The organism is Candidatus Cloacimonadaceae bacterium (assembly GCA_030693415.1).
In the GTDB taxonomy this organism is placed as follows: Bacteria; Cloacimonadota; Cloacimonadia; order Cloacimonadales; family Cloacimonadaceae; genus JAUYAR01.
The window spans coordinates 1-7,206 of the sequence record JAUYAR010000001.1; the positions used below are offsets into that span (position 1 = coordinate 1).

9 protein-coding genes are annotated in these 7,206 nt (G+C 49.0%); 5 read left to right on the forward strand and 4 right to left on the reverse strand.

All coding sequences use genetic code 11. The annotated features are described in order from the left end of the window. Window positions 1-356: 356 nt before the first annotated feature. From Q8M98_00005 to tsaB, 5 genes are all read left to right on the forward strand, one after another. Complete coding sequence (locus Q8M98_00005; protein ID MDP3113134.1) at window positions 357-737, forward strand: desulfoferrodoxin; 381 nt, start codon at window positions 357-359, stop codon at window positions 735-737. Window positions 738-768: 31 nt separating this feature from the next. Next, the gene (locus Q8M98_00010) at window positions 769-1,359 is read left to right on the forward strand and encodes a rubrerythrin family protein (protein MDP3113135.1); all 591 of its coding nucleotides are present in this window, start codon (window positions 769-771) and stop codon (window positions 1,357-1,359) included. A 12-nt stretch (window positions 1,360-1,371) separates the two neighbouring features. Beyond that, entirely contained in the window at window positions 1,372-1,512 is a 141-nt protein-coding gene (locus Q8M98_00015; protein MDP3113136.1) for a rubredoxin, read from the forward strand. A gap of 244 nt (window positions 1,513-1,756) precedes the next feature. Continuing rightward, entirely contained in the window at window positions 1,757-2,209 is a 453-nt protein-coding gene (locus tag Q8M98_00020; protein ID MDP3113137.1) for a ferritin family protein, read from the forward strand. Next, complete coding sequence (tsaB, locus tag Q8M98_00025; GenBank protein ID MDP3113138.1) at window positions 2,188-2,880, forward strand: tRNA (adenosine(37)-N6)-threonylcarbamoyltransferase complex dimerization subunit type 1 TsaB; 693 nt, start codon at window positions 2,188-2,190, stop codon at window positions 2,878-2,880. Before Q8M98_00020 ends, tsaB begins: the two co-directional genes overlap by 22 nt. A 9-nt stretch (window positions 2,881-2,889) precedes the next feature. Here the strand turns inward: tsaB and Q8M98_00030 are convergent, their stop codons facing one another. The 4 genes from Q8M98_00030 to Q8M98_00045 are packed head-to-tail and all read right to left on the reverse strand — an operon-like array spanning window position 2,890 to window position 6,820. Beyond that, the gene (locus tag Q8M98_00030) at window positions 2,890-4,197 is read right to left on the reverse strand and encodes a replication-associated recombination protein A (protein MDP3113139.1); all 1,308 of its coding nucleotides are present in this window, start codon (window positions 4,195-4,197) and stop codon (window positions 2,890-2,892) included. Next, the gene (locus Q8M98_00035) at window positions 4,194-5,048 is read right to left on the reverse strand and encodes an NUDIX hydrolase (protein MDP3113140.1); all 855 of its coding nucleotides are present in this window, start codon (window positions 5,046-5,048) and stop codon (window positions 4,194-4,196) included. Before Q8M98_00035 ends, Q8M98_00030 begins: the two co-directional genes overlap by 4 nt. A 19-nt stretch (window positions 5,049-5,067) precedes the next feature. After that, window positions 5,068-5,535: a ferritin family protein gene (locus tag Q8M98_00040; GenBank protein ID MDP3113141.1), complete on the reverse strand. Its 468-nt coding sequence runs from the start codon at window positions 5,533-5,535 to the stop codon at window positions 5,068-5,070. Window positions 5,536-5,557: 22 nt separating this feature from the next. Next, window positions 5,558-6,820 (reverse strand): FtsX-like permease family protein, encoded by a 1,263-nt coding sequence (locus tag Q8M98_00045; GenBank protein ID MDP3113142.1) that lies wholly within the window; start codon window positions 6,818-6,820, stop codon window positions 5,558-5,560. Between the last annotated feature and the right edge of the window lie 386 nt (window positions 6,821-7,206).

The following is a 7,206-nucleotide window of genomic DNA, read 5'->3' on the forward strand; positions in this document are numbered from 1 at the left end:
GGAATTTACCACCCCAATGGTTAACTCATTGCAGGTTAACTATTTGCAGGCACTCCGCAGGATCGGCATCCGGCGCTACCTCCTTAGCATTACGGAGTCAATACGGACTTAGTCCGTAATGAGTCCGTATTGATTCCGTAATGCAAAGGGGGAATTTGTCCCATCATTCCAGCGAAAGCGTAAAACGGAAAGGGAAAAGCCATAGCAGAAAGCGAACGCAAAAACTGAAGCGAAAGCGCAAAACTGCAGACGAAAACGTAAAACTGAGCCACTTCGTGGCGTGGGAAAAAAATTCTGTTGACAAAACTCATAGCTAATTTTAGCATAGTATCAAGTGATATTTTTCAGGAGGAAAAATGACAGAACTGCGCCAGATATACCATTGCCCGCTTTGCGGGAACGTCGTTGAAATGCTCTTTCCCGGAGCCGGTGAATTGGTTTGCTGCGGTGAACCGATGAATCTACTCAAGACAAATTCCGTGGATGCCGCCAAAGAAAAACACGTCCCAGTGATCACGGAAATAAATGGCAAGATCAAAGTATCAGTTGGCTCCGTGCCTCATCCGATGGAGGAAAAGCACTTTATCGCCATGATCGAAGTGGTCACCGAGACCGATGTCTATCGTCATGAATTCAAACCCGGAGACACCCCTGAAGCGATCTTCCCGGTTGCGCTCGCCGATATGCTCTACGCTCGTGAATACTGCAATCTGCACGGACTTTGGAAAAACGCTTAATATTATCGATAAAATCAGGAGGAAAAAATCAATGTCCTTTAAGGAAACCAGAACCGCTGAAAACCTGTTGAAATCCTTCGCCGGTGAAAGCCAGGCACGGATGCGCTACGTCTATGCTGCCAAAACAGCCAAAAAAGAAGGCTATGAGCAGATATCAAACATCTTCACGGAAACCGCCGAAAACGAAAAAGAACACGCCAAGGTATTCTTCAAACACCTGCTCAAAAACGGTCTCGAGGGACAGGTGATCAACATCATGGCTTCCTATCCGGTGGGTTGGTCTGCCGAGGAAACACTCAAAAACCTCGAATATGCCGCCATTGGCGAACATGAAGAATGGACCGAGCTTTATCCGATATTTGCGGAAATCGCCGAAGAAGAAGGCTACAAAGACATCGCCCTCTCTTGGCGCCTCGTTGCCAAGGTGGAAAAAGAACATGAAAAGCGCTTTCGCAAGCTCTATGACAACATCAAAAACCTGAAAGTGTTCAAAAAAGAAGAAATCCTGTTTTGGAAATGCCTCAATTGCGGGTACATTCACGAAGGAACGGAAGCTCCGAAGGTTTGCCCAACCTGCACTCACCCCCAATCATATTTTGAAATTCACTACGAAAACTACTAAGAGGAGGATCAAATGCAAAAACACCAATGCATCGCCTGTGGTTGGATCTACGATCCGGCTGAAAACGACGACGTGCCTTTCGAGCTACTTCCCGAGGATTTTGTTTGCCCGGAATGCGGCGTCGGTAAAGATATGTTCGAACCCATCGATTGACATGAGTAATGTGTGAAGGCTTGCCCTGGCAAGCCTTCACACCCCCTTTTTTCAAACTCAGCTTTATTCATGGCATTGAAACAGGTGGTTTTAGAAACAGTAAAATGTTCTAATGCAGAGCTCAAGCCCTGCATACCAATGTGACACCGGCATTATTCCGTAATGGGTGTTCATTTTCGGCACTATAAAAAATCGGGTGGTTTTCGAGCAATGCCGACACAATTTTGCGTAAATAAGAGGAACAATGACAACACAAGAATTCAACGAAATACTCGATTTTGCTGTGTCGCGCGAGCAGGAAGCGGTCAAATTTTACCGCGATCTGCAAGGCGAAGTGAAGTTTAAAGAACAGATCGAAATGCTCCGTGATCTGGAATCAATGGAGATGGGACACATCATCGTGATCGAAAACATTCGCAAAAAGGGCGTCTCCGAATCCGAAATCCCCAGAGTGCAAAACCTCAAGATCAGCGAATATCTCACCATGGATGCGGACAACCTCGATCTCACCTATCAGAACATCCTGATCAAGGCAATGAAGCGCGAGGAAGCGTCTTTTAAGCTCTACTCCGAGATGAGCGTGAAGTTCAGCGATGGCGAGCTCGCCACTCTCTTTCGCAAACTCGCTTCCGACGAAGCGAAACACAAGCTCATATTTGAAAAAATCTATGACGAATGGATCAGCAGCGGAAATTGATCCTGGCGCTTGACACATCCCAGAGCGCGGGATCCATAGCTTTGCAGCGCGAAGGACGCTTGATCTATAGCGTCTATTTTGATCTCAGCATCACCCACAGCGAGACCCTCATGCCGCAGATTGATGCCGCGCTAAAGTTTTGCGGGTTTCTGCCCAAAGATATCTCCGCGATCCTGCTCTGCAATGGACCGGGATCCTTTACCGGATTGCGCATCGGGCTCGCCACCGCCAAGGGAATCGCGTTTGGCTTGAACGTTCCGCTCTATTGCCATGACGCTTTGAAGCTCTGCGCTTTACAACGTTTTCAATGCGGCAGAAACATCCTCACTGTGATTGACGCCAAAATGAGGGATATCTACGCAGCGCTCTATGATGAAAATCTGAATGTCCTCGAGGCTCCACGCGTCTGCAAACCAGAAGAGATCAATACTTGGAACGCGGATGGGGCATACATTCTGGGTAGCGCTTCAAGCATCGTGAGCAATGCCATCGGAGAAAGTGGTATGGAGTTTGTCCTCGCCGCTGGGGGAGATGAAATCACTGGCGCGGCGGCTTTATTTTCACTACAAGAACTGATGCCCGCTGAGGAGATCGGAGACTTTGAACAACTGGCGAATCTGGAACCGCTGTACTTGAGGGAATCCACCGCTCAGATCAAAAAAAAGGGATAGAGCCTCCGGTCACTTTGTGGAACGCAGTTTCAACCACCACTGAATGCGCTTTTCGATCTCTTTTTCAAATCCGAACTGTCCGGGTTTGTAGTATGTTTTTTCCTCCATCTTGTCCGGGAAGTACTTCTGGTAGCTATAATTATGCTCGTGATCATGATCATATTGATAGTTTTTGCCATAATCCAGCTCCTTCATCAGCTTGGTGGGAGCGTTGCGAACATGCATGGGAACGCCATAATGACTTGTCTTGCGGGCATCTTCGGCAGCGGCGGAATATGCTGTGTAGAGCGCGTTGCTCTTTGGCGCTGTTGCCAGATAGACCACCAATTGCGCGATGGCGTTGCTGGCTTCCGGCATACCGATGAAAACGAGGGCATCCTTGGCGGCGATGGCTTGCACCAAAGCGTTGGGATCGGCAAGACCGATGTCCTCACTGGCAAAACGGATCAGGCGGCGAACCAGGTAGCGTGGATCCTCACCCGCTTCCAGCATCCGCGCCAGCCAATATAAACCTGCTTGGGGATCACTGCCGCGCAGGGATTTGTGCAAGGCTGAGATCAGGTTATAGTGCTCCTCGCGGTTCTTGTCATAAAACATGCTTTTCTTTTCCAACACGCGGGCAAGCTGTTTCGGATCAGGGTTTGGGGTCTCGCGCAGGAAGCTTTCCAGTAGTTCAAGCTGGTTCAATGCGCTGCGCGCGTCTCCTCCGCTTTGTTGTGCGAGCCAGCCGATTACGTTGCTATCTAACTTCAATCCCAATTCCTGGGCTCCGCGCTCAATGATAGCTCGCAAATCTTCCTCGGAGAGCATTTCCAGAACGAAGACGTGGCAGCGCGAAAGCAGCGCCGGGATCACTTCAAAGGATGGATTCTCCGTCGTGGCACCGATCAGGATCACCGCTCCGGATTCGACATAGGGTAAAAAGGCGTCCTGCTGGGATTTGTTGAAACGGTGAATCTCGTCGATGAAGAGCAATGTGCGCAGGTTTTTATGTCGATGGGCATAATCCGCGTCCTTCATCACGCCTTTGACGTCGTTGATCCCTGCCAGCACTGCGCTGAAATGCACAAAGCGATGATTTCCGGCACGTTCGATGATCCCGGCGATGGTCGTTTTGCCGGTGCCGGGCGGACCCCACAGGATGAATGAATGATAGAGTCCGGTGGAAATCATTTGATAGAGCAGGGAGTCTTTGGCAATGAGGCGATCCTGCCCTCGCATATCTTCCAGCGTGTGGGGGCGGAGCTTTTCCGCCAGGGGTACTTTCTTGTCCGAAAGTTCGGCTTCTTCAAAGAGGTTGCTTTGATCTTTTTTCATCGACAGCTTGATGGATGATTTGATTGCAAATAGTTGAGATAACAATAGAGCGCCGCTTTGCCGATGGGGGCGACGGGGTAGCTTTGCACAAAGGATTCGATCTCTTCAAGCGGAAGATGCAATATCTCTTCGTGTTCTTCCCGGCACTTGGCGGTTTCGATCCTTTTGCTCATTTCGCTGCTGTCGATATTGAGATGAAAATAGCAAAGAAACTCGGGTTTGCCGATCAAGATGTTTTCAGCCAGGGCGAGGCAAACGGAAAAGCTGATATCCCCGACCACGATGCCAAATTCCTCCTCCAATTCCTGTTCCATTTGCCGAAAAGGATTGAGCAGATACTTTGACCTCAGCTTGATGGCGTTGGCATGGCGTTCCAGCTCGGGAGAGACTTCCAAAGTGCCCCCCGGAACGTGCCAGAGCCCTTTACTTTCCGCTACTTTACCGCTACGCCTGCCGATGAGGATATTCCCATCCCGGCTTTCCACAACAGCACAAACGGCAAGAGCGTTCGCGCATTGGATTGGATCACCAATTTCGGCATAGTTGCAGACATTGGTGCCATAGAAGGATTTGTAGTCCGTATGCATACATTGGACTCGCAAGGTGTTGCCCACGGACGAGTTGGCTATCATGCTGAGCACTACGCCGTTATAGAGATTCTGGTTTGGATCGAGCCGGGCTTCCTGCCAGGCATCAGCGATGAGCTTTTGCACTTCCGGAGAATAGTATCTCTCTCCAGAATAAAGCTCGAGGACGACGTCGTCTTCCTCGAACCAGCCCTCCTGGATGAGCTTGAAATCGCAGTTTCTGCCAAAATCCTGCATAAAACAAGGAGAAAACTCACTAACCAATTATCAATTCTCTGCTTTATTAGTATTCCATCAAGCCACTGAGTTCGGAGGGATCGTACCACACCAGCGCACCCTGCATTCTCTGGATTTCGGTGAGCAGGATGGTCTTATGATGATCTTCTTCCACTGCGAAACGGTTGAACAGCTCTTTCATTTCCCTATCAGCGCTGCCTTCCGCCAGTTCCAGATAGATGCTTTGCGCCATCTCCTCGCGGCTGATGGCAAAATCCAGCACTTCCTTGGGCTCTCTGGGATTGATGCTGCGCAGATCGACACTCAATTCTGGCTCAAGCTGAAGATCATGACCAGGATACTCAGTTTCAAAGGCGGTGCGCACTTTTTCCTCGTGATTCTTTTCCAAAATCACCAGTTCCTGATACACAGCGCTGTTTTCCGGCTTGCGAAAACTCTTTGCCAGTGCGCTATAAAGCATTTGCGAACGCATCTCGGCTTCGATCGCAAAACGAAAGGCTTCTTTACGATCCATGATTTTACCTCATTTATTTTTTTTACACAGTTTGACGCAGCATTTCCACCGGATCGACACGCCGCAAACGTTTTAGCGGAAGCAGCACGCTGATCATGGTGATCAGATATGATACCGTCACCACGATAATATAATCCGATGGCAGCATCCGAACAGGTAGAACGATATGTTGCGCCCCGCCGAGGGCAAACTTGATGATCCCAAATTGCTGTTGCAGCAGGAGCAGCGCCGTGGCGAGCAGCAAGCCCAGAGCGATGCCGATCGTGCTCAGAATCAGAGATTGAAGCAGAAACAGGTTGCGCAGTTCGGAATCCCGAAAGCCGATCGCTTTCAGCAAGCCGAGCTCGCGTTTCTTCTGCGCGATCGCCTTCAGCATATTACCCGTAAGGTTGAAGGAGGCAATGATATACATGAAAAGCATGATGACAAACATGATGAATTTCTCAAAGCGGATGGCGCCATAGAGACTGGAATCGAAACTGCTCCAATCATTGACTTCCAAATCTTTCAGCTCTTCTCTCAAGCGGGATAGATAGCGCTGGGTGTTTCTGGAATCGGGACTGCGCAGTTCGATATAATCCACCTCTTCCGTGTACCCGCTAAAGAAAGCGCCCACTTCCAAAGGAATGTAGCAAAAGCTCTGTTGATATTCCGGCATGCCGGATTCGAAGATGCCCTGCACCTCGAGCGTGCGCACTCTTGGCAGCAATCCAAATGCCGTTGGAACGTTGAAGATAGGCGAAATAAGCTGCACCTGATCTCCAAACGAAATCCCCAAATGCATCGCCAAACCAGCACCGAGAATGATCCCACCCGCGTTGAAACGGTAAGGATCAAGATGCCCAACCACGATTCCCTGCCTCAGTTCGCCTTTATCGGTATGAGAGGGCATTAGCACACTACTGATGCGAGGTTGCGCCACCGGATCAATCCCAAAACAGACACCCGGCATGACGATCGTGCCCCGCTTGATCAATAGCTCGTTGCGGATCACCGGCGCGGCGCGATATCCTTGCTTTTCAAGGCTTTGGATCAATGAATCGCTTCCCTTCAATGGCTGTGAATTCGCTGAACCGATACGGATCTCGGATAAGGTGCCGATGATGCGTTTTTCGACGTCGCAGCGAAAACCGTTCATGACGCTATTGACTGCCAGCAGAGCCAAAACCCCAAGCGTATTACCCGCCAGAGTGAGATAGTGAGATTTCCCGATCAAAGCTCCGCTTCGCCCTTTCAGATACCTGCGGGCAAGAAAACCGATGCTGCGATTGTTCGATGCTTTCATGATTGGGCAAGCTTGCGAAACTTCGTCTTTTCGTCAAGGGGAAAGGTGAAAGAGATGAGATATCAGAGATAAATTTCACCACAGAGGAACAGAGATTTCAGAGATTGAGAAACAGATGGGGTATAAAATGAAACTTACGAAGACATCACTAAACGGATAAAAGCCACATTTCAGAAAGAAGCTCAGGTCAATTGACCTGAGCTTCTTTCTGGAGTTTGGACATTTTTCATTGATTTACACAGTATGACTCCATAGAAAAAAGTCCATGCTTGACACGAATAGTATCTAAATAAATGATGAGAAATTACTTGACAGAATCAGCATCAGTAATACATTGGCATCATATTAGATAAGCATATATGGAGTTACTGATGTTTAGAGAGAAT